The 18252-nt window shown below is 72.7% G+C and carries 20 protein-coding genes; 11 read left to right on the plus strand and 9 right to left on the minus strand.

Annotation, left to right across the window (positions count from 1 at the left end):
• Positions 1–25: 25 nt before the first annotated feature.
• The 6 genes from AMK29_RS23900 (at position 26) to AMK29_RS23925 (ending at position 6911) form a co-directional block, all read left to right on the plus strand.
• The gene (locus AMK29_RS23900; RefSeq protein WP_073816408.1) at positions 26–820 is read left to right on the plus strand and encodes a glutamate racemase; all 795 of its coding nucleotides are present in this window, start codon (positions 26–28) and stop codon (positions 818–820) included.
• A gap of 61 nt (positions 821–881) precedes the next feature.
• Entirely contained in the window at positions 882–1448 is a 567-nt protein-coding gene (locus AMK29_RS23905) for a hypothetical protein (protein WP_073816410.1), read from the plus strand.
• A gap of 326 nt (positions 1449–1774) precedes the next feature.
• Positions 1775–3373 carry an apolipoprotein N-acyltransferase gene (lnt, locus tag AMK29_RS23910; RefSeq protein ID WP_073816412.1) on the plus strand — a complete coding sequence of 533 codons (1599 nt, stop codon included), beginning with the start codon at positions 1775–1777 and terminating at the stop codon, positions 3371–3373.
• Between the two features lie 201 nt (positions 3374–3574).
• Positions 3575–4057: an NUDIX hydrolase gene (locus AMK29_RS23915; protein ID WP_073816414.1), complete on the plus strand. Its 483-nt coding sequence runs from the start codon at positions 3575–3577 to the stop codon at positions 4055–4057.
• Between the two features lie 55 nt (positions 4058–4112).
• Positions 4113–4928, plus strand: coding sequence for a 3-hydroxybutyrate dehydrogenase (locus tag AMK29_RS23920; RefSeq protein WP_073816416.1), 816 nt, complete (start codon positions 4113–4115; stop codon positions 4926–4928).
• A 90-nt stretch (positions 4929–5018) separates the two neighbouring features.
• Positions 5019–6911 carry a helix-turn-helix domain-containing protein gene (locus AMK29_RS23925; RefSeq protein WP_073817187.1) on the plus strand — a complete coding sequence of 631 codons (1893 nt, stop codon included), beginning with the start codon at positions 5019–5021 and terminating at the stop codon, positions 6909–6911.
• Positions 6912–6991: 80 nt separating this feature from the next.
• On the opposite strand, the gene AMK29_RS23930 is transcribed toward AMK29_RS23925, so the two are convergent.
• Both AMK29_RS23930 and AMK29_RS23935 read right to left on the minus strand, forming a co-directional pair.
• The gene (locus AMK29_RS23930; RefSeq protein ID WP_073816419.1) at positions 6992–8359 is read right to left on the minus strand and encodes an MFS transporter; all 1368 of its coding nucleotides are present in this window, start codon (positions 8357–8359) and stop codon (positions 6992–6994) included.
• 510 nt (positions 8360–8869) lie between these two features.
• Positions 8870–9466 carry a hypothetical protein gene (locus tag AMK29_RS23935; RefSeq protein ID WP_143202944.1) on the minus strand — a complete coding sequence of 199 codons (597 nt, stop codon included), beginning with the start codon at positions 9464–9466 and terminating at the stop codon, positions 8870–8872.
• 160 nt (positions 9467–9626) lie between these two features.
• On the opposite strand from AMK29_RS23935, the gene AMK29_RS23940 reads away from it, so the two are divergent.
• Entirely contained in the window at positions 9627–10235 is a 609-nt protein-coding gene (locus AMK29_RS23940; RefSeq protein ID WP_143202945.1) for a hypothetical protein, read from the plus strand.
• A 282-nt stretch (positions 10236–10517) separates the two neighbouring features.
• Here the strand turns inward: AMK29_RS23940 and ppnP are convergent, their stop codons facing one another.
• The 5 genes from ppnP to AMK29_RS23960 form a co-directional block, all read right to left on the minus strand.
• Positions 10518–10802: a pyrimidine/purine nucleoside phosphorylase gene (gene ppnP, locus AMK29_RS23945; RefSeq protein ID WP_073816427.1), complete on the minus strand. Its 285-nt coding sequence runs from the start codon at positions 10800–10802 to the stop codon at positions 10518–10520.
• Positions 10803–10985: 183 nt separating this feature from the next.
• Positions 10986–11366, minus strand: coding sequence for a thiol-disulfide oxidoreductase DCC family protein (locus tag AMK29_RS23950; RefSeq protein WP_073816429.1), 381 nt, complete (start codon positions 11364–11366; stop codon positions 10986–10988).
• A gap of 104 nt (positions 11367–11470) precedes the next feature.
• Entirely contained in the window at positions 11471–11908 is a 438-nt protein-coding gene (locus AMK29_RS23955; RefSeq protein WP_073816432.1) for a hypothetical protein, read from the minus strand.
• Positions 11909–11990: 82 nt separating this feature from the next.
• Entirely contained in the window at positions 11991–12218 is a 228-nt protein-coding gene (locus tag AMK29_RS37390) for an ArsR/SmtB family transcription factor (protein ID WP_241845701.1), read from the minus strand.
• Entirely contained in the window at positions 12143–13021 is an 879-nt protein-coding gene (locus AMK29_RS23960; RefSeq protein WP_241845705.1) for a transcriptional regulator, read from the minus strand. Before AMK29_RS23960 ends, AMK29_RS37390 begins: the two co-directional genes overlap by 76 nt.
• Before the next feature lie 208 nt (positions 13022–13229).
• Between AMK29_RS23960 and AMK29_RS23965 the strand changes: the two genes are divergently transcribed.
• Together AMK29_RS23965 and AMK29_RS23970 are read left to right on the plus strand one after the other, a co-directional pair.
• On the plus strand, positions 13230–14153 hold the full coding sequence (locus tag AMK29_RS23965; protein WP_073816434.1) for a serine hydrolase: 924 nt from the start codon (positions 13230–13232) through the stop codon (positions 14151–14153).
• Between the two features lie 340 nt (positions 14154–14493).
• A complete protein-coding gene (locus AMK29_RS23970; protein WP_073816436.1) occupies positions 14494–15060 on the plus strand; it encodes a hypothetical protein in 567 nt (188 codons plus the stop codon).
• Positions 15061–15296: 236 nt separating this feature from the next.
• Here the strand turns inward: AMK29_RS23970 and AMK29_RS36235 are convergent, their stop codons facing one another.
• Positions 15297–15530 (minus strand): hypothetical protein, encoded by a 234-nt coding sequence (locus AMK29_RS36235; protein ID WP_143202946.1) that lies wholly within the window; start codon positions 15528–15530, stop codon positions 15297–15299.
• Positions 15531–15644: 114 nt separating this feature from the next.
• Entirely contained in the window at positions 15645–16262 is a 618-nt protein-coding gene (locus tag AMK29_RS23980; RefSeq protein WP_073817189.1) for a hypothetical protein, read from the minus strand.
• Between the two features lie 121 nt (positions 16263–16383).
• Here AMK29_RS23980 and AMK29_RS23985 point away from each other — a divergent pair, with 121 nt between their 5' ends.
• Positions 16384–16917 (plus strand): 2'-5' RNA ligase family protein, encoded by a 534-nt coding sequence (locus AMK29_RS23985; protein WP_073816442.1) that lies wholly within the window; start codon positions 16384–16386, stop codon positions 16915–16917.
• A gap of 138 nt (positions 16918–17055) precedes the next feature.
• Positions 17056–18159, plus strand: coding sequence for an NAD(P)/FAD-dependent oxidoreductase (locus tag AMK29_RS23990; RefSeq protein WP_107422678.1), 1104 nt, complete (start codon positions 17056–17058; stop codon positions 18157–18159).
• Positions 18160–18252: the final 93 nt, after the last annotated feature.

The following is an 18252-nucleotide window of genomic DNA, read 5'->3' on the forward strand; positions in this document are numbered from 1 at the left end:
AAGGCTCATCGGCTAGGGTGACCGGGTGAAGATCGCGCTCATGGACTCCGGAATCGGCCTCCTCCCGGCGGCGGCCGCGGTGCGGCGGCTCCGGCCGGACGCCGATCTGCTCCTCTCCAACGACCCCGACGGCATGCCGTGGGGGCCGCGCACGCCGGAGGACCTCACGCAGCGCGCCCTGGCCGTCGCCCTCGCCGCGGCCGAGCACCGCCCGCAGGCCCTCATCGTCGCGTGCAACACCGCCAGCGTGCACGCCCTGCCCGCGCTCCGCGCCGCCCTCGAACCGGACATCGCCGTCATCGGCACCGTCCCCGCGATCAAGCCCGCCGCCGCGGGCGGCGGCAAGGTCGCCATCTGGGCCACCCCCGCCACCACGGGCAGCGCCTACCAGCGCGGGCTCATCCGCGACTTCGCCGACGGCGCCGAGGTCACCGAGGTGCCCTGCCCGGGGCTCGCGGACGCCGTGGAGCACGCCGACCCGGAGGCCGTCGACCGGGCCGTCGCCGCGGCCGCCGCGCTCACCCCCCGGGACGTCCGCGCCGTCGTCCTCGGCTGCACCCACTACGAACTCGTCGAGGCGCGCATCCTCGCCGCCCTCGAAGCCCGCCGGGCGCCCGGGCTGCCCCCGCTGGTCTTCCACGGCTCCGCCGACGCCGTCGCCGCCCAGGCGCTGCGCCGCGTCGGCGCCGAACCCGCCCCCGACGCCGACCCCACCGGCGGCCTCTCCGTCCTGCTCAGCGGCCGCCCAGGGCCGCTCCCCGCCGCCGCCTTCGGCTACGCCGAAGCCCGCCTCCTCGGGGCGACGGCACCCGCTCACTGAGCGTGAGCGGACGGTCTCGCTCCGGCGCGCTGTCGCGGCCGATCCTAGGTACGCTTCCCCTATGAGGGAGCACGCCCGGGACCAGCACGCCGACGCGCGGAAACCCGCCGTCTGGACCGGCCGCGCGACCAACCGCTTCCAATGGCTGGCGGCGGTCGCCGGCGCGGCCTTCATGGCCCTCGGCATCACCATCGCCGTGGAATCGCCCTGGACCTCCGGCATCGCGGCCCTCCTGATGGCCGTGATCGGCTGCGTCGTCGGCGGACTCCTCATCCTCTTCGGCACCCTCGCCTTCGTCCATGTGGCCGTGAAGGTCGACGACCTCGCCATGGAGGTCCGCTGCGGCCACATCGGCGTGCCGCGCCGCCGCATCCTCCTCTCCCACATCGTCGGCGCGGAATTCGCCCCGAGCGTCACCCCGCGCCACTGGGGCGGCTGGGGCTACCGCTGGCGCCCCGAGATGGGCACGGCCGTCGTCGTCAGGCGCGGTGAGGGCCTGGTCCTGCGCCTCGGCGACGGGCGTACGTTCACGGTGACCGTCGACGACGCCGAGTCCGCGGTACGCGTCATCCGCGACCACCTCCGCCCGCCGACCCCGCCGAAACCGCCCACACCGACGGGCGTCTGAGGCCGAGCCGGTCGACACCGACGGGCATCGAAGGCCGAGCCGGGCCGAGCCGGTTGACACCGGCGGGCGTTCTGGGACCGAGCAGGTCGATACCGTCGGGCGTCGGAGGCCGAGCCGGTCCACCGGTGGCGCGCGAGGCGGACCGACCCACGGATGCCGGTGCGGGAGGCAGGCGCCCGCGCCCGTGGCGGTCAGGCCGCCGACGACCGGGCCGGGAGGCACCCGCCCGCTCCCCCTACCGGCGGTGCGTCCGAGCAGGTCACCGGGGCCGGCCGCGGTCCCCACCGGCCTCCTCCCGGACAGGAACGACCCGTAGACTCCGCAAGGTGAGCACCACCATCACCCCCGTCGACCCGTCCGGAACCGACACCGCGCCCACGCCGGGCTCCCGGCTGCGGCGGTTCGTGCGGCCCGGGGCGGCCCTGCTGTCCGGGTTCCTGCTCTACCTGAGCTTCCCGCCCCGGCCCCTGTGGTGGCTCGCGCTGCCGGCCTTCGCCCTGCTCGGCTGGGCCCTGCGGGGCCGCCGCCTCCGGGCCGGCTTCGGCCTCGGATACCTCGCCGGGCTCGGCTTCCTGCTGCCCCTCCTCGTCTGGACCGGCGAGGAGGTCGGCGCCGGCCCCTGGCTCGCCCTCGCCGCCGTCGAGGCGCTCTTCGTGGCCGCCGCCGGACTCGGCATCGCGGCCGTCTCCCGGCTCCCGTGGTGGCCGGTCCTCGCCGCCGGGGTGTGGATCATCGGAGAAGGGGCACGCGCGCGCGTGCCGTTCGGCGGCTTCCCCTGGGGCAAGATCGCCTTCGGACAGGCGGACGGTGTCTTCCTGCCGCTCGCCGCCGTCGGCGGTACGCCGGTGCTCGGCTTCGCCGTCGCCCTCTGCGGATTCGGCCTGTACGAGACGTACCGGCAGCTCCGGGTCCACCACGCCACCGGCGCCGTCCCCCGAGGCCCGCTCGCCGTCGCCGTGCTCTCCGTGCTCGTCCCGGTCGGCGGCGCCCTCGCGGCCCTGCCCCTGGTCGACGACTCGGCCGAGGACGGCACCGCCACCGTCGCCGCCGTCCAGGGCAACGTGCCCCGCCTCGGCCTCGACTTCAACGCCCAGCGCCGGGCCGTGCTCGACAACCACGCCGCCCGCACCCGCGAACTCGCCGAGGACGTCAAGGCCGGCCGGGCCCCGCAGCCCGACTTCGTCCTGTGGCCCGAGAACTCCTCGGACATCGACCCCTACGCCAACGCCGACGCCGCCGACGTCATCGACGGCGCGGTCCGGGCGATCGGCGTACCGACCGTGATCGGCGCGGTCGTCGCCCCCGAGACCGGCAAGCTCCGCAACACCCTCATCGAATGGGACCCGGAGCGGGGCCCGGTCGCCACCTACGACAAGCGGCACGTCCAGCCGTTCGGCGAGTACATCCCGCTGCGTCCCGTCGTCCGTCTCTTCAACAGCAACGTCGACCGGGTGAGCCGCGACTTCGGCGCCGGCACGAAGGTGGGCGTCTTCGACCTGGCGGGGACCCGGGTGGGCCTCGCCACCTGCTACGAGGCGGCCTTCGACTGGGCCGTGCGGGACACCGTCACCCACGGCGCGCAGCTCATCACCGTCCCCAGCAACAACGCCACCTTCGGCCGCACCGAGATGACCTACCAGCAGTTGGCGATGTCCCGCGTGCGGGCCGTCGAGCACAGCCGGTCGGTGGTCGTGCCCGTCACCAGCGGGGTCAGCGCGATCATCCGCCCCGACGGCGAGATCGTCGCGCAGACGAAGATGTTCACCCCGGACGTCCTGGTCGAGAAGGTGCCGCTGCGCTCCTCGCTCACTCCGGCGACCCGGATGGGCACCCTGCCCGAGGCCCTGCTCGTGGCGCTCGGGGCCGCCGGCCTCGGCTGGTCGGCGTTCCGCGCCGTACGAGCCCGCCGCACCCGGGCGGAGTGAGGCGGGTCCGGACCGGCCCGAGCCGGACCGGCCTGGACCGGCCCCGGACCGGCCCGGGCCGGGCCGGAGCGAGCCGGTGCCAGGGCCGACCGGCCGACCGGCCCGGGCGGAGTCAGCCGGATCCGGCCGGAATCGGCAGGATCTTTTCCCTGCTCCGGGCACCCCCCGGCCCCCGTCCGTACATGATCTAGGGTCGGGTCCATGGCTACCCCTGACTTCATCCGGTCCCTGCGCGAGAAGGCCGGACACCAGCTCCTCTTCCTCCCCGGAGTGAGCGCCGTCGTCTTCGACGACCAGGGCCGGGTGCTGCTCGGCCGCCGCTCCGACAACGGCCGGTGGGCGATCATCGGCGGCATCGTCGAACCCGGCGAGCAGCCCGCCGACTGCGTGCTGCGCGAGGTGTACGAGGAGACCGCCGTGCGCTGCGAGGTCGAGCGGATCGTGCTCGTCGAGACCCTCCGCAAGCCCGTCGTCTACCCCAACGGCGACGAGTGCCAGTTCCTGGACGTGTCCTTCCGCTGCCGCGCGGTGGGCGGCGAGGCGCGGGTCAACGACGACGAGTCCACCGAGGTCGGCTGGTTTCCCCTGGACGCCCTGCCCGAGATGAAGCGTTTCTCCCGACTGCGCATCGAGAAGGCGCTGGCGGACGAACCCACATGGTTCCGCACCACAGCAACCAGCTGAACTATGGGCTCGGCGCACATCGGTGAGGGCGAGGGCCCTTCATAGGGTGCGGAGCATGAGCCCCGCACCCGCGCCCGCCCCCGCACCCGCAGCCCAGCCCCGTGCCGTCGTCCTCGACCTCACCGGCCGCACCGCGCTCGTCACCGGCGCGGCCGGCGGCATCGGGCGCGCCTGCGCGCTGCGGCTCGCCGCCTCAGGGGCCAGGGTCAGAGCCGTCGACCGGGCGTCCGAGGGCCTGGAGACCCTGGTGGAGGAGGCCGCCGCGCTCCCCGGAAGCCTCGAACCCCGGCTCCTCGACCTCACCGACCTGGACGCCGCCGAGGCCGCCGCCGCCGACGCGGACATCCTCGTGAACAACGCCGGACTCCAGCTCGTCCGCCCCATCGAGGAGTTCCCGCCGGACGTCTTCCACACCGTCCTCACCGTGATGCTGGAGGCGCCCTTCCGGCTCATCCGGGGTGCCCTGCCCCACATGTACGCCCAGGGCTGGGGCCGGATCGTCAACCTCTCCTCCGTCCACGGGCTGCGCGCCTCCGCCTTCAAGTCCGCGTACGTGGCCGCCAAGCACGGCCTGGAGGGCCTCTCCAAGACCGCCGCCCTCGAAGGCGCCCCGCACGGGGTCACCTCCAACTGCGTCAACCCCGGCTACGTACGCACCCCGCTCGTCGAGCGGCAGATCGCGGACCAGGCCGCGGCCCACGGCATCCCCCCGGAGCGCGTCCTCTCCGAGGTCCTGCTGAAGGACTCGGCCCTCAAGCGGCTCATCGAACCGGACGAGGTCGCCGAGGCCGTCCTCTATCTCTGCACCCCCCAGGCCTCGTTCATCACCGGCACCTCCCTCACCCTCGACGGCGGCTGGACCGCCCACTGAGGGCCACCCCCGCGCCCCGTACCCCGAGCCGGCGGGAAGGTCGTCCACAGGGGTGGTGCGACCACACGTACGGCAGGTATCCCTGTGTCCATGTCCCACGAACACGTCTCCTACCTGGAACTCCTCGCCCGGGGAGCAGCCACGGAGGCCTACGACCGGCCCGTGCTCCTCGCCCGCGCCAGCGGCGCGGGCCCCGAGGCGCTGGCCGACCTCGAAGAGGCCAAGCAGCTCGCCCTGCGGGTCCGGGCCGAGCTGGAGGGACGACGCCGGCGCGAGGCGGAACTGTCCGCGCTCTTCGCCACCGCCCACGACCTCGCGGGACTCCGCGACCTCGACGCGGTACTGCGCGCCATCGTCCAGCGCGCCCGCTCCCTCCTCGGCACCGAGGTCGCCTACCTGAGCCTCAACGACCCGGCCGCCGGGGACACGTACATGCGGGTCACCGAGGGCTCGGTCTCCGCGCGCTTCCAGCAGGTGCGGCTGGGCATGGGGGAGGGCCTCGGCGGACTCGTCGCCCAGACCGCCCGCCCGTACGTCACCGACGACTACTTCGAGGACCCGCGCTTCCAGCACACCCGGACCATCGACGCGGCCGTACGGGACGAGGGCCTGGTCGCCATCCTCGGCGTCCCGCTCAGCCTCGGCAGCCAGGTCATCGGCGTCCTCTTCGCCGCCGACCGCAGGGCCAGGGTCTTCGAGCGCGAACAAGTCGCCCTGCTCGGCTCCTTCGCCGCGCACGCCGCCGTCGCCATCGACACCGCCAACCTCCTCGCCGAGACCCGCTCCGCCCTCGCCGAGCTGGAACGGGCCAACGACATCATCCGCGAACACAGCGCTGTCATCGAACGGGCCTCGGAGGTCCACGACCGGCTCTCCGAACTCGTCCTGCACGGCGGCGGCGTCCACGACGTGGCCGAAGCCGTCTCCGAAGTCCTCGGCGGCACGGTCGAGTTCAGCGAGGAGGGCGCGGGAGCCGCCCGCCGCGCCGGGGGCCACGCCGTCCGCGAGGGCGACGACTGGGTCGCCGCGGTCTCCGCCGGCGGCGAGACCCTGGGCGCCCTCGTCCTCCACGGGCAGCCCGACCTCGACCCCGTCGACCAGCGCACCCTGGAGCGCGCCGCCCTCGTCACCTCCCTGCTGCTGCTCGCCCGCCGTTCCGCGGGCGAGGCCGAACAGCGGGTGCGGGGCGAACTCCTCGACGACCTCCTCGACGCCCCCGACCGCGACCGCCGCCTGCTCAGGGAGCGCGCGGCCCGGCTCCGTACCGACAGCGAGGCCCCGCACGTCGTCCTCGCCGCCCGCATCGACCGGGCCGGCGCCGCGCCCGACCCCGACGCCGGCGGCCGCGAGGGCGCCGACCGCCAGCGCCTGTGGTCGGCCGCCACCCACCTGGCCGCCACCCGCCACGGACTCGCCTCGGCGCGCGACGGCGGTACGGTCCTCCTGCTGCCGCTCGGCCCCGGCGAGAGCGCCGCCGACCTCGCCCGGCAGACCGCGCGGAGCCTCGGCGGCACCCTGCGCGAACCGGTCACCGTCGGCGCCTCCGCCCCCGTACGGGCACCCCTCGACCGGCCGGACCAGGTCGCCGTCGCGTACGAGGAGGCCCGCCGCTGCCTCGACGCGCTCGTCCTGCTGCACCGCTCGGGCCAGGGCGCCGCAGCCGAGGACCTCGGCTTCCTGGGCCTCCTGCTCGCCGACGGCCGGAACGTCGACGGCTTCGTCGACCGGACGATCGGCCAGGTCGTCGCGTACGACCGGCGCCGCGGCACCGACCTGGTCCGCACCCTGGACGCCTACTTCGCCAGCGGCATGAGCCCGGCCCGTACCAAGGACGAACTCCACGTCCACGTCAACACGGTGGCCCAGCGCCTGGAACGGGTCGGCCGGCTCCTCGGCCCCGACTGGCAGTCCCCGTCCCGCGCCCTGGAGATCCAGCTGGCGCTGCGCCTGCACGCGCTCTCGGACGCGGTCGCCGGGAGCTAGCGCCACGCGGAAAGCCCTGTGCCCCGCTCTCGTCACGAGCGGGGCACAGGGCGGTGCGGTGTCGTCCGCGGGGCCGTGGATCAGACGTCGGCGCGGACCCGGGAGTCCGCGGGCGTCCGCTCCTCGACGTCCCCGAGGTCGCGGTCACGGGTCTCCCGCGCACAGGCGATGGCGACGACGGTGAGCAGCGCGGCGGCGATCACGTACAGGGCGATCGGGGTCGAGGTGCCGTGGTCGGCGAGGAGCGCGGTCGCGATGAGCGGAGCGGGCGCGCCGGCGGCCACGGAGGAGAACTGGGCGCCGATGGAGGCACCGGAGTATCGCACCCGCGTCGCGAACATCTCCGAGAAGAAGGCCGCCTGCGGCGCGTACATCGCCCCGTGCAGGATCAGACCGACGGTCACCGCGAGCAGCAGGCTGCCGAAGGAGCCCCGGTCGATGAGGGCGAAGAACGGGAACATCCACGCCCCGACACCGATCGCGCCGATCAGATAGACCGGCCGACGGCCGATCCGGTCGGAGAGCGCGCCCCAGGCGGGGATGACGGCGAAGTGGACGGCGGAGCCGATGAGGACGGCGTTCAGGGCGGTCTGCTTGGAGAGGTCGACCTCGGTGGTGGCGTACACGAGGATGAACGCGGTGATCACGTAGTACGAGATGTTCTCCGCCATGCGGGCGCCCATCGCGATCAGCACGTCCCGCCAGTGGTGCCGCAGCACGGCGACCAGCGGCATCTTCTCGACCTGCCCGGCGACGGCCTTGCGCTCCTCGGCGGCGGCGAGGGCCGCCTTGAAGACGGGCGACTCGTCGACCGAGAGCCGGATCCAGAGGCCGACGATCACCAGGACACCGGAGAGCAGGAACGGCACGCGCCAGCCCCAGGAGGTGAAGGCGGCGTCCGAGAGCAGCGCGGTCAGCGCGGAGAGCACACCGGTCGCGAGCAGCTGCCCCGCCGGCGCGCCGGTCTGCGGCCACGAGGCCCAGAACCCGCGCCGCTTGGCGTCCCCGTGCTCGGACACGAGCAGCACGGCCCCGCCCCACTCGCCCCCGAGCGCGAAACCCTGCACGAGCCGCAGCACGGTCAGCAGCACCGGAGCGGCGGAGCCGATGGTCGCGTGCGTCGGCAGCAGCCCGATGGCGAACGTCGCCCCACCCATCAGCAGCAGGCTCAGCACCAGCAGCTTCTTCCGCCCGAGCCGGTCCCCGTAGTGCCCGAACACCAGCGCCCCGAGGGGCCGAGCGGCGAACCCGACCGCGTACGTCAGGAACGACAGCAGGGTCCCGACCAGCGGATCGGACTCGGGAAAGAACAGCTTGTTGAACACGAGCGCGGCGGCGGACCCGTACAGGAAGAAGTCGTACCACTCGATGGTGGTGCCGATGAGACTGGCGGCGACGATCCGCTTGAGGGAGTTCGGTGGCGTCGGGGAGGGTGTTGCGGCGGCCATGTGCACCACTTCCAGGCATGTGCGGGGACGTTTCGGTGTCGCCATACCGTAGGAAGGGGCAGGTCAGGGGCGTATGTGGTGGGACACCATAGTTCGGGTGTGCCGTGTGCGCCCGGCCTCCATGGCCTGAGGGTGCGACCCTGCCGAAGGCCCGAGAGGGGCCGGGAAAGGGGGCGGTCCGGGTTGCACTGATCGGGCACGTTCTGGGGGTGCGGTGCTGACTCCCGTGCTGGTTTGGTGACGTTCGTTCGTGAAGATCGACTTCCAGAGCGAAGAGGCCGATCCCGCAGCTCCCAGATACAGGGACTACTACCTCATGAGGACGAACTGAGACGCTTGAGCAGAAGCAGGCCGAGGAGCAAGCAGCGGCCTTCCTGACCGAGCCAAGCCGTGCCTGGCTATCGAGCGGCGTCAGGATCCTCCAGGAGTACTGCTTCTCCGACGGAGGTCGGTTCATCGCGCCTTACAAACACCACCGATTACCTCGACCGGGGTGCCGACGATGCCCGGCTAGGCGGAAACCCCGGGGGTAGCCCGGTCGGCCCGATGCGCTGCGCCACGCTCCAGCCGTGCTTCGGCACCTGCCCGTACGTCAGGGGTTTCCATGGGGTCGTCGCGCAGTGCCGCGATCCGCTCCAGGGCTTCGGGGTGGGCCGGAGCGTGGGCGACGCCCAGCAGTCGGGCGCGTTCCTCGCAGTCCCAGAGGGACTCGGTGTGGGTGTAGTCCAGTCCGCCCGGGTCGATGACGGCCAGCGCCTCCAGGTACGCAGCCCGTTCGTAGGAGTGCGGCGTGTGCAGCCAGAACCGGCGCAGGTCCGCCACCGCCCCGGCCGCTGCCGGTCCGAAGCGGGCCAGCCGCTTGGCTGTGGCGTCGGGGCCGCACCACGCCCGGGTCCGCCACTGCTCGGCGAGTTCGGCCACGAGGACCGGTATCACCTCGGGGCCGAGGTGATCGGCGAGGACGTCCGAACCGAGCCGGGCCAGCCATCCCTGCTCGACGCCCACCCAGCGGCGTGCGGCCGGTACGGCCAGAGCGCCGAGGTGGGCGACGGCCTGTCTGAGCAGGGGGAGAGGACGGTGGCCGTCCGGGGTGACAAGCGACGGCACGAGCGGGATCAGGCCTTCCACCGGATCCCGGCGGGACAGCTCACGGAGAGCTTCGACTCTGCTGCCGGCCCCGGGCCGGGTCCCGGTCAGCAGGTCGAGCAGCTCGGCGTCCGCAAGGCCGGTCAGGTCGTGAGGGGTAGCTCAGGCAGGGTGCCCGCTGATGAGCAATGACGATGTGATGACCTATGCCCGCTCCGACTCGGTCGAGGGCCTGTTGCAACGAGGGCGCGGCCTGGGTGCAGTGCGCGCGCTGCAGGGCCCTCGGGAGGCGGCGCCCCTCGTGTACGACGGGATCCGGCGGGACTGGCGGTGGGACAGCTGTGACGACCGCGCCCGTTACCTCGCTGGGCTGATCCGGGACCTGGGACTGTCGTCGGCGCCAGTCGTGGAACTGCTGGCCGGGGACGAGGACCAGTGCCGGCGGGCTGTCGGCGTGCTGCGCCTGCTCGCTCTCGACGATGGCGACGAGGCCCGCGAGGCGCTCCGCTCTCACGTCCGGGAGGGCGTGCACTGGGTCCACGTACTGGAGTCGGTGACCGAGCTCTGGCCTCTGGAGTGGTGGGAGGACCTGGGCGAGGTCGCGAGGGCCCGGATCGACGGGGAGCCGGAGCCGCCGTGGTTCATCGAGCCGTGGACCCGTTTCGGGATCGAGGTCCAGCGGCCCGCTTCCGGCCGGGCGCCGCCGCCACGCGATATCGGCCCGATCCCGCCGGGAAGAGTCGCGCACCCAGCCGAAGGACCTACTACTCGGACTGCGCATGGTCCCTGATCCGCCACAGCGCTGCCGTGACCGATGCGCAGGGCACCATGGCATGGACGGGAACCCACCACCTGGACGTGAGAGGGGCCGTCGTCCACCCCCATCAGTTGGTCGAGGAGATCAGGCGGACCATGGACCTGACGCCTCCAGCGCGTGAGCCTTGACGCTCGCCACGCCCTTCGGCTCAGATCACGTCAAGGCCCGGCTGTCGTCGCGCAGCGCAGCAGGGAGGCCGCAACCCGCAGCTCTGGGTCAGGCGGTCTCCGCCGGTTCGACCGACGAGCGCCCAGGTCAGTCGCGGTACTCGCAGAGGTACGCGGTGTCCACGTCGACCCTCAGCTGGAACTTGCTGTCGGCGGGAACGTCGAACCGGCTCCCGGCCGGGAACTCGTCCCAGTCGTCGGAGCCGGGGAGCTTCACGGTCAGCGCACCGGAGACGACGTGCATGATCTCCCTCTTGGCAGTGCCGAACTCGTACGCGCCGGGGGCCATGACACCGACCGTTGCCGGGCCCTCATTCCCCTTGAACGCGATCGACTTGACCGTACCGTCGAAGTACTCGTTGACCGTGAACATGCGCACCCTCCTGGACATCGAACAGGGACAGAGCGGCCGGTTCGACACACGCCGGCTCGCCGGAGAGCAAGGCTAGTCGCAGCGGATCGCCCGGCCAGGTCGTGCCATGTGCCCTGGCCGGGCGTGCGGTACGCGTACGGACAGCGCCGGCGGCGCGAAAGCTGTGCGGGGAGGCGGCTCACGTCACCCGGGGCGGCGGGACACGGCGCAGGCAGGAGTTCCTCCCGGCAGCCGGTGGCGGTGGGTCGCGACGAGCCGGTAGACGCCCCGGGCGACCACCCGCACGCCGGGCAGCAGGAGCACCGCGCCCAGCGGCGCCCACACCCCGCCCCCGCTCAGGAGGGTCTTCGCCACGGCCCGGGCCCCTCCGTCCACCGCTCCGGCGGGAGCCACCCACACCACCTCGTACGCGGCTCGCTCCCGCGTGACGCCGAGAGCGTCGAGGTCCGTGAACTGCCACGGAACGATGTCGCAGCGGGGCCGCACATGTCGTTCGACGAAGTTCGCCGACGTCGTGCAGAACCCGCAGTCTCCGTCATAGACGAGCACAGGCCGAGAGCGCATGTCTCCATCATGCGGGACCGCGCGCCGGGAACGTGCCAGGGAGGCCGTCCCCGGCCCTCGGGGCCGCCCCGTCGACGTGGCGCGGCGCCGCCCGTCCGCTTCGATCAGCAGTTACGGATGGAGTAGACGGGCGTCCAGTTGACGGCGTAGACGCTGTTGTCGGCGGGGATGGTCCTGATCACGGTGCCGCCCGAGCCGTAGATGGTCGCGACGGCGCCACCGGTCTGACTGTTCTTGGCCTCGCCCCAGTCGTTCCAGTTCGACAGGTAGTACCGGGTGCAGTTGTAGAAGTAGAAGACGCGGAACCGGTTCGCCGTCGGGTCCCAGACGGAGGCGCAGAAGTTTCCGGGGCTGCAGCTGACACCGGCGCCGGGCGGCAGCAGCTCCGTGCGCGCGGGGGCCGGAGAGGACGTCGGGGGGACGGCGGAGGGTGCCGGCGGGACGGCGGAGGGGGCCGCGTGGGCAGGGCCGGCGGCGAGGACGGAGGCCAGCGCCAGGGTCATGGCGCCGAGCACCCCGGCCAGAGAGCGCTTGGTGGGCATGGTTCGTGTTCTCCCTGTGGATGCTCCGGGAACGGGCGGTCGAGGCAGCGGCTCCGCTGCTCCTACCCGCCCATGGTCGCGGTCAGATCCCGCCCCGCACCACGGGTTTCGAGCATGGTCGAATACCGCTGGTCATTGCGGGTTCCAGTAGGTCCGTGCCGAGGCGGGTCACGGTGTGCAGGACGACTCCGCCGATCCGCCGGCTGGTGAGGAGCCCGGCCTCCCGCAGGACGGTCACATGGTGGCTGACGGTCGCCGGGCTGAGGCCCACCCTGCCCGCCAGCTCGCTGGTGGTCCGGCCCCCGTCCATCTCCTCGAGCACCGCCGCCCGCGCCTTCCCGAGCAGCGCCGCGAGCGCATGGTGCGTGGCGGCGTGGAGGGCGGCGGGGGTGACAGCCAGCGTGGGTCGTGCGCGATCGGGTGGACGAGCGCCGGCGGCAGGGACCCGTCCTTCAGTACGATCGGCCCTGGCCGGCAGAAGAACGACGGGATGATTCGCGGCCCCCTCCCGCGCAGGTACAGGTCGCCCTCCAGGTGCCGCCCCGCGATGTGCAGTACCGGCGCCGTCCAGCGCACGCTGGGATGCAGTCCCTCGGCCAGCCCCGCGAACCCGGATCCCGTCATCGCCCTGGCCGCCACCGACCGCGCCTCGTCGAAACGGGAACGGATATGGGGCCAGTACGGGGCCACGAACCGCTCGTGGTGCCTGCGCACCAGACCGGCAAGCCCGCCCATCGCCCGTGCGTCGCCGTCGGCGAGGGGTCGGGCCCAGCCAGGCAGCGGCCGGGCCCGGGCGAGCTCCGCCAGATCGGCCCGGATCCGTCCACGGGGCGTCGCCAGGAGCGCCTCCACACCGGCCTCGAACCCGGCCGACGTCGCCGCCGGGGTCAGGAAGTCCGCCGAGTAGCCGTGTGGCGGGGCCAGCCGCCGCAGACGGAGCAACTCGGGGGCGACGAAGCCGCCCGCCGCCCTCCGCCAACGGCCGTACACCAGGGGTGCGTCCCGGGTCTGCAGCAGATGCAGGCTGAGCAGTCCCTCCCACAGAGGATCGGGCTCTTCCGCCAGAACCACCCGCGCCACGTCCTCGTACGTGAAATGGATCCGCAGCCCCACCGGTCGCCGCTCCCCCGTCCGCCTCACATGCCCTACCCAGGCCATGCGCCATTCCGAACGGTGACGTGGTTTCCAGGACCAGACAAGGCGGACACGCGGGACCGCACGACCACGTTTCGCTGGAGTCGTACAACCATCCGCACGCTCAGGAGTCATGTAGTGCGACTGCGCCGTAAGCGCGTTCGCTTCGTTTCCATGGGGGACCCACATGACTCACCACATATTCCTGCGTGCCCGGGTGCTCCCGGTCGTGGCTGCGGCCGGCGTGCTCGTGTCCGTCGTCGCGGGCGCGGCGCCCGCGTCCGCCGCCACCGCGCCGCGGGTCAGCTGCACGTCGGGCCAGACCGAGCTCGCCGCCAAGCTGCAGAAGGACATCACCAACGCCCTCGCGGGGCGCACCGGTACCGTCGCCGTCGGCCTGCGCGACCGCGTCACGAACACCACCTGCACCCTGCGCGCCACCGACTCGTACGACTCGGCCAGCGTCGTGAAGGTGACCGTCCTCGCCACGCTCCTCTGGGACGCCAAGAAGACGAACCGGCAACTGACCGCACGCGAGTCCAACCTCGCGACTGCCATGATCACCAAGTCCGACAACACGGCCACCAGCTCCCTGTGGAGGCAGCTCGGTGTCACCAAGGTGAAGGGCTTCCTGTCGGCCGCGGGCATGACGCGGACGGTGCCGGGGTCCGGCGGCTACTGGGGGCTCACCCGGATCAACGTCACCGACCAGCAGCGGCTGCTGTCGCTGATCTCGACCAAGAACTCCGTCCTGACGGACAACGCCCGCGCGTACATCCTCAAGCTCATGGGGAACGTCGTCACCTCGCAGCGGTGGGGGACAACGGCCGGCGCGCCCTCCTTCGTGTCCCTGCACGTCAAGAACGGCTGGTTGCAGCGCGCCACGCGCGGCTGGCGCGTGCACAGCGTCGGCACGTTCAAGGGGGCCGGGCGTGACTACACCATCACCGTGCTCACCGACGGCAACAGCTCGATGAACTACGGCGTGAACACGATCCAGGCCGTGTCCAGGGTGATCCACCGGGATCTGCTCCCGAGCGCGTCCGCCGCGTCCCGGTACACGCCGACCACCAGGCCCCAGGAGTCGTTCGTCGCGGTGCCCCGGGGCTGACGGCCCTCATCGCGCGTGAAGGGGCAGACGGGAGACCGTACGCCTCGGAGCGCGCGGAACGTCGCCGCCCCGGTACGTTTCGGCGTACCGGGGCGGCTCCGTCTCCCCACCCTCGACGCCCCCCCCGCGCCGTAAGGAACCCCGCACGCCCGCGCCGATGCCCGACCGGACGCCGCCGGGCCGCTGAGCACGCGGCGCCCGGGACTACGTGGGCGCGGCAGAGGCCCTTGCTCCCCCTCCCGGTACGAAAGCGAGCGCGGCACCGGTCACAAGCCCGGGAACCGTTCCCCCGGATCCTGCGTGGAGTCCTGATGGTGAGTCGGCCGGCGGAGAGGACCTGATGAACACGCGGACGATGGTGAGCGCGGCGGTATCGGCCTGCGTGGTGGTGGCGGCGTGCGCGTGCGGTCCGGAGAAGGCGACGGAGGACGCGGCCGCGAAGCCTTCGCAGCCGCCCGCGTCCACGACGTCGAAGGAGCCGTCGGCCTTCCCGTCCGCGTCCGCCGGCACCGAGAAGCCTTCGGCCGCCCCGACGGGCAACCAGCCCGCTCCCAAGACGAAGGAGCGGGCGATTCAACGGTACGAGCAGTACCTCCACGGCCTTGGCCGAGAGGACATCGCGACGGTCTGCGAGGTGGCAGGGCCGGGCGCGAAGAAGGCCGAGGAGCAGGGGTTCGGTCCGTGCACGTCGACGTACGTCATCGTGTTCCAGATGATCTCGCCCGAGCAGAAGAAGGCCCTGCGCACCGCGACGGTCGATCCCGGGCGCGTCGTCGTGCGCAGCCCCGACAGGATCGAGATGCCGCTCGAAGCGGTCAGGTCCTCCGCCACCTTCACCGAGAGCGACCTCGGCAGCTACACCCTGGAGTACATCAAGAACGACTTCTACATCACCGACGGACAGTGACCCGGCCTGGAGAGCACGGCTGCGGACCTGGTGGCCAGGCGTCGCGTGAGTGTGCACCCTGACGGTGCAGGGACGGCCGATCGGAGGGCAGTCAGCTCGGCGATGAGATCCGTGGAGCGGATGGGCGGGTCAGCCGGTGACCGCCACCGTCGATCGGGTCCAGGCGGTGTCGGCGGTGTGGCCGGTCCGGTGGGCCGTCACCTTGACGGTGATCCGGGTCCCGCGCTGTGCCGCGATCAGGGTGTGCGTGGCCCGGGTCGCGAGGAGGTCGGCGCGGGCGACCAGGCGCCGACCACGGCTGTGACCTTCCCGCCCACGCGCGCGGAGCCGGTGATGTACGGGTTCCGTGTCGGCTTCGGTGCGAGGGCCTTGACGGTCACGCCGGCGCTGGTGGCGAGCACGGCCGGGTGTCCGGCCTTGCGGGCGCCGACGGCCACGGTCAGCTGCTTGCCGAGGAGCGTGGAGGGCACGACGTACGAGGAGGCGGTGGCGCCGGGGATGGAGACGCCGTTGGCCTTCCACTGGTAGACGAACGAGTCGGCCGCCGGCGACGGCCTCGCCCAGCGACGCGAGGTCGTGGCGGCTCAGTCGTCGAACCACACGACGAGGCGCACGTTGTCGTCACCGTGCTGTGTGGCGAGTGTCTCCATGGCTCTCCAGACGGGTTGCCACTCGCCGGTTCCGGTGACGGCGTCCCTGCGGCGGATGGTGGCCGATCTGTAGAGCGTGTCCCCGACGAGCCATTCGCTTCCCTCTGGCCACTCACGGTCCTCGCCTCGTTCGAGACCGACAGCCTCGGCGAACGCAGGACTCCAGGAGGATTTGCCTGTCATCCTGAGCCCGTTCGGGGTCTGGCGGTACTGGTGGAGTCGGCTGTCGGGCCTCTCCGCAGGCTCGTCCCAGTCCACCGCCTTCACCTCGGCCCACGTGATCCACGTGGTGCTGTGAAAGCCGTCCTCGCCGTACCGCTCGGTCAGCTGCGCGAATCGCGCGCTCAGGGCGGCCGAGGCGTCGGCGGGCAGACCTCGGCGTGCGGCCAGGGGACGGAAGTTGGCGTAGTTGCGTACCCCGAAGAGGCAGCCGAACGCGTCGTAGTTCCGGACGTCATTCAGGCTGTCGAGGTCGTGCGCGGTGTACCAGGCCGCCTCCCGACCGTCCCGCGACGCTCGATACTCGAGAGAGCCGCTCATGTCCGTACCCATGCCGGACATTCTGTCGGTGGCGTCAACCGGTCATGCCCACCGCGGATCGAATGGCCGGCGGGAGCCGCCCTCCGGCCGCCCGGAGCTCCTGTTCGCCGCGGCTCGCCGGTAGGCTGCGGCGGTGCGTACGGTCGAGCTTCTGTTGGACGAGGCGGCAGAGCTGGGGGTTCGGGAGGCCTGGCGGCGGCTCGCGGACGCGGGGCTGCCCAGTCAGGCGCGCCACCGCTCGCCGACCAACAGCCCGCATCTCACCCTGGGGGCCTGCCCGGAGCTGACTGCCCCGATCCGCTGGGAGCTCGCCGAGGTGGCCGCCCTGCTGCCGCTGCCCGTCAGGTTCACCGGCGTGGTCCGTTTCGAGCGTCCCACGTCGGTGCTGGCCTGGGCGTTGGATCTCGACTCCGCGTTGGCCGACGTGCACCGCCGGGTGTGGGAGGCGGTCGTGTCGGACAGCCCGCTCGACACCCTCAACCCCTTTCACGAACCCGGGCGCTGGGTTCCGCACGTCACCCTGGGGCGTACCCGGCGGGCCGGTGCCTTCGCCGGCAGGCGCGTACCCGAACTGCTGCCAACGCCGCCGCTGTCGGCCCGGCTCGTCACCCTGCGCAGCTACGACACCGAGACCGGTGCCGTGGAGGTGCTCAAGCCCCGCCCGTGAGGCGGCCCGACGCCGGGGCCCGGGATCGGCAGACTCAGAGCCCCGGCCGTCGGGCGCCCTCGGGTCCCTGCGCCTCCGGGGCCGCCCCGGTCACCGCGGCTTCCGGCGTCCCGGAAACGGCAACAAAGATTGTCCTGGATGCGGGCGGGCCGCACCCTGGCGGCGGAGGTGATCGCCATGACCGGCGCCCACAAGGAAACCAGTGTCCGAACCTCGTACGACGTGATCGTCATAGGCGGCGGGGCGGGTGGGCTGAACGCCGCGCTCGTGCTCGCGCGGGCGCGGCGCAGTGTCGCCGTCGTCGACTCAGGGGAGCCCCGAAACGCTCCCTCGGCCCATATGCACAGCTTCCTCTCCCGTGACGGAGTGCCACCGCTGACCGTGCTCGAGACCGGACGCGCGGAGATCGCCCGGTACGGAGCCGTCCGCATCGAGGGGCGGGTCGACCAGGTGGAGGCCCGTGACGAAGGCGGCTTCGTGGTGCGGCTCGACGGTGGCGCGTCGCTCGACGCCCGGCACGTCGTCCTCGCCACCGGCCTGCGCGACCAGCTGCCCGAGATCCCCGGCGTACGGCCGCTGTGGGGTGGTGACGTGCACTTCTGCCCGTACTGCCACGGCTACGAGGTGCGCGACCGGAAGATCGTCGTCCTCGGGGTGCACCCGGCGTCCGCCGGGCAGGCGCTGCTGCTGCGGCAGTGGTCGCACGACGTCGTGTACGTGCCCCACGACCGGCCTCTCGCCGACGAGGAGCGCGAGCGCATGGACGCGCGTGGCGTCCAGGTGGTCGAGGGGCCGGTGACCACCCTGCTCAGCAAGGACGGGCGGCTGCACGCCGTGGAGGTCGCCGACGGCCGCACGGTGGAGTGCGCAGGCGTCTTCCTCTTCCCGAAGATGAGCCCGAACGACTCCGCCTTCGACGGCCTCGGCTGCGCACGCGACGAGCAGGGCTGGCTGGTCACCGACCGCGCCGGGCGTACCAGCCGCCCCGGCCTCTGGGCCGTCGGCAACGTGGTCGACCCGCGCGCCCAGGCCGTCACCGCCGCCGGGATGGGAGCCGCGGCCGCGTTCGCGCTCAACCACGACCTGGTGGACGAGGAGATGGAGCGCGACCTCGCCGCCCACCGGGCCGCCGCCGGTCGCACCTCAAAAGCCGATGCAGAAACCGAAGTCGAGACCGACGCCGAAACCGACGCCGATGCGGAAACCGGGTCCGGAGTCGTAGCGCCTGTGTCCGCTGCCTGAACCCCGGGTCGGAGCCGAAGCCTCGGTCTCCGCGGGCCGACTCCGGAGCCGATGCCGCAGCGTCGGCCTCCGCGGTCCGCATCCCCCATCCCG

Source organism: Streptomyces sp. CB02261, from assembly GCF_001905665.1.
Taxonomy (GTDB): domain Bacteria; phylum Actinomycetota; class Actinomycetes; order Streptomycetales; family Streptomycetaceae; genus Streptomyces.

Excerpts from the sequence above, each read along its gene's own strand:
- AMK29_RS23915 (WP_073816414.1), top strand. The coding sequence starts at position 3,575 with ATGGCTACCCCTGACTTCATCCGGTCCCTGCGCGAGAAGGCCGGACAC.
- AMK29_RS23965 (WP_073816434.1), top strand. The coding sequence starts at position 13,230 with ATGACTCACCACATATTCCTGCGTGCCCGGGTGCTCCCGGTCGTGGCT.
- ppnP (WP_073816427.1), bottom strand. The coding sequence starts at position 10,802 with ATGTTCACGGTCAACGAGTACTTCGACGGTACGGTCAAGTCGATCGCG.
- AMK29_RS23990 (WP_107422678.1), top strand. The coding sequence starts at position 17,056 with ATGCGGGCGGGCCGCACCCTGGCGGCGGAGGTGATCGCCATGACCGGC.
- AMK29_RS23940 (WP_143202945.1), top strand. The coding sequence starts at position 9,627 with ATGAGCAATGACGATGTGATGACCTATGCCCGCTCCGACTCGGTCGAG.
- AMK29_RS23905 (WP_073816410.1), top strand. The coding sequence starts at position 882 with ATGAGGGAGCACGCCCGGGACCAGCACGCCGACGCGCGGAAACCCGCC.
- AMK29_RS23970 (WP_073816436.1), top strand. The coding sequence starts at position 14,494 with ATGAACACGCGGACGATGGTGAGCGCGGCGGTATCGGCCTGCGTGGTG.
- AMK29_RS23950 (WP_073816429.1), bottom strand. The coding sequence starts at position 11,366 with ATGCGCTCTCGGCCTGTGCTCGTCTATGACGGAGACTGCGGGTTCTGC.
- AMK29_RS23955 (WP_073816432.1), bottom strand. The coding sequence starts at position 11,908 with ATGCCCACCAAGCGCTCTCTGGCCGGGGTGCTCGGCGCCATGACCCTG.
- AMK29_RS37390 (WP_241845701.1), bottom strand. The coding sequence starts at position 12,218 with ATGGACGGGGGCCGGACCACCAGCGAGCTGGCGGGCAGGGTGGGCCTC.
- AMK29_RS23930 (WP_073816419.1), bottom strand. The coding sequence starts at position 8,359 with ATGGCCGCCGCAACACCCTCCCCGACGCCACCGAACTCCCTCAAGCGG.
- AMK29_RS23920 (WP_073816416.1), top strand. The coding sequence starts at position 4,113 with ATGAGCCCCGCACCCGCGCCCGCCCCCGCACCCGCAGCCCAGCCCCGT.
- AMK29_RS23980 (WP_073817189.1), bottom strand. The coding sequence starts at position 16,262 with ATGGGTACGGACATGAGCGGCTCTCTCGAGTATCGAGCGTCGCGGGAC.
- AMK29_RS23925 (WP_073817187.1), top strand. The coding sequence starts at position 5,019 with ATGTCCCACGAACACGTCTCCTACCTGGAACTCCTCGCCCGGGGAGCA.